The 2,074-nt window shown below is 64.6% G+C and carries 3 protein-coding genes; all 3 read right to left on the bottom strand.

Translation table 11 applies throughout. The features are described 5' to 3' along the window. The coding region (locus FZN60_RS29390) for a pilus assembly protein TadG-related protein (protein WP_369413090.1) at positions 1-153 on the bottom strand (153 nt) is incomplete at its 3' end. A gap of 511 nt (positions 154-664) precedes the next feature. Continuing rightward, entirely contained in the window at positions 665-1,150 is a 486-nt protein-coding gene (locus tag FZN60_RS28460) for a hypothetical protein (RefSeq protein WP_158877774.1), read from the bottom strand. A 2-nt stretch (positions 1,151-1,152) separates the two neighbouring features. Then, on the bottom strand, positions 1,153-1,935 hold the full coding sequence (locus FZN60_RS28455; RefSeq protein ID WP_255476131.1) for a DUF3987 domain-containing protein: 783 nt from the start codon (positions 1,933-1,935) through the stop codon (positions 1,153-1,155). Between the last annotated feature and the right edge of the window lie 139 nt (positions 1,936-2,074).

Raw genomic sequence — 2,074 nt, 5'->3', positions numbered from 1 at the left:
GCCGTCCACCGCCGTTTGAAGCTTGCTGCGTTCCGTCCAGACGCGCGAAAGGTCGATGCCCGCACCCATGGCGAAGATCAGCGGCACCGCGAGGAGGGCAGAGGCCGTGGCAATGTTGCCGCGCTTGTTGAGGATGAAGGATGCTGCTGACATCGTGACCTGACGCTTGGTGCCCGTCGCATAATGTCTGCGGCCACCGATTACCAAGTCCTCCTTCAGGGTTGCCTATATTTGCGGCGACCAAAGCCGATTAGAAGCATGGTGTACGATCTTTTAGTGAGTGCATGATGTGGTGTTTGTCGTTCGAGGGATGCGGGAGCTGTGGTGGCGGTTAATCTAAGGCTGCAGCTGAGATCTGTAGATCATTGTGCCTTGTCCCGATATCGTCCTTAAGCTGCGCCAAGCAGTCGAAGGTACCGCCCCACAACAGGATCGTCACGCTTCCCCTCTTGCAGGAGTGCTAGCGCTTCCAAGTCACCGTGCTGGAGCATCATCAGAGCGGGCAGCGAGACGATAATAGGCGCCCCCGGTCCTGACTGCCGCCCAATGCCATGGGCACGGTAGAGGCGGCGGATCGTGTCGACCGACAGCTTGAAGCGACGCGCCGCAACCTTGAGCGTTGCCCCTTCCTCCGGTGGCACGAGAAGCCGGGGTTTCGCACTCATCACCGCCCCCTCGTAAACACGGTCTCGTCACCACGCGGCACGACCCAGCCCTTCCGCTTGGCATAGGCGAGCCGCGACCCTTCCGGTGTGCCAGCGCCGGCCGCCATGATCAGCGTGTCCAAGTGCATGTCGTACTCGGCCGCGGGCAGCTCGACGGCAGGCGCACGGACGGTGATGCCGGGCGTCGGCAGCCGACCGAATGCCAGCCGCTCCGCTTCCATGCGAGGAAGCCCGGCATCGTATTGGAGGATGGCGGCACGCTCCTCGGCCTCCATCTCGAGGTCGCTGGCATTTTCGTTTTCGCCAAAGACCCTTGCGACAGTTGCGACATCTGCGACGGTTTCGAGAGGCGCGGCGGGCTTACCCCTTGCGACAGTTGCGACGTTTGCGACAGTTCGGGCGGCTAGCTCGGAAAGTGTCGCAGTTGTCGCAACTGTCGCAGCCCCCCAATCGATTTTCGGCGGGCTAAAGCTCCTGTAGCTCATCGTCAGCTCGCCCCCTTGTGGAGGCGGAACCTGCGAGGCCGTCCGGCCACCTCCGAGATCCACCCATGCGCCAAGAGGATCTTCAGCGCCTCCTCGGCCGCCGACTTCAGCCGCACGCCGGAAGGGCCAAGGCGCAGGACGTCGCGGAAGTGGATCTCCTGCTCGCCCGTTTCGCGCATCCAGTCGAGGAGCTTGCTTGCCAGCAGGAGCTTCGGGTCGAGGCGGGCTGCTTGCTGCAGGCGCTGAGCCTCGCTCAAGTACCAGTCGGCGAGCGCCGTCGCGCTCGACATTGCGGCAGCCCCGATCTCCTGCGGTTCCTCCTCTTCGATGATCGTCAGGACGCCGGCAATGCGCGCGGCGTGCTCGGCGACCTTGGCCGCGAAGTCCTGGACCCCGGACAGCCCACGGCCTTTTCCGCACTGCTCCTCGACATGGTCGTAGAACTGCCGCCAGATCGCTGCCGCCTCGCTGGTAAGTTCGAGAGCGGGGGGTGCCAGCTCGTTGCGCTTGTTCTCGGCTAGGGGAAGCGGTGCTTCCATGCAGGCGAGAAGGCGAGCGCCATAGGTCTTGATGGCGAAGTCGTCCTCGGGACGGACCTCCCGGTAAAGCCGCGTGCCGGCGATGCTCTGGGGTGCCGCGACGAGGATGCGTGACAGGAGCCCCTGATCACGAAGCATGCCGTCAGCCAGAAAGCCCGCCGCCGCGTCCGGCTGCACCATCAGGTGAAGCGCCAAGCGCCGACCCGACAGGATCGACACGCCATCGACGGCCCGCACCCGGCGGATCGGCTGGCCGTCCTGGCCTGCCCCCGTTAGGTGGCCCGGTTCAAATCTAATGCATGGTTGGCTTATCGGCGACGTTTGAGGTGGCCGGCGAAGCGGGTTGGGGTGGCGCAGCCGGCCACGGCACGACGGCTGGTGCCGG

It is taken from the genome of Antarcticirhabdus aurantiaca (genome assembly GCF_009765365.1).
GTDB classification, from domain to species: Bacteria; Pseudomonadota; Alphaproteobacteria; order Rhizobiales; family Rhizobiaceae; genus Antarcticirhabdus; species Antarcticirhabdus aurantiaca.
This window is presented reverse-complemented; position numbering and strand designations above follow the sequence as displayed.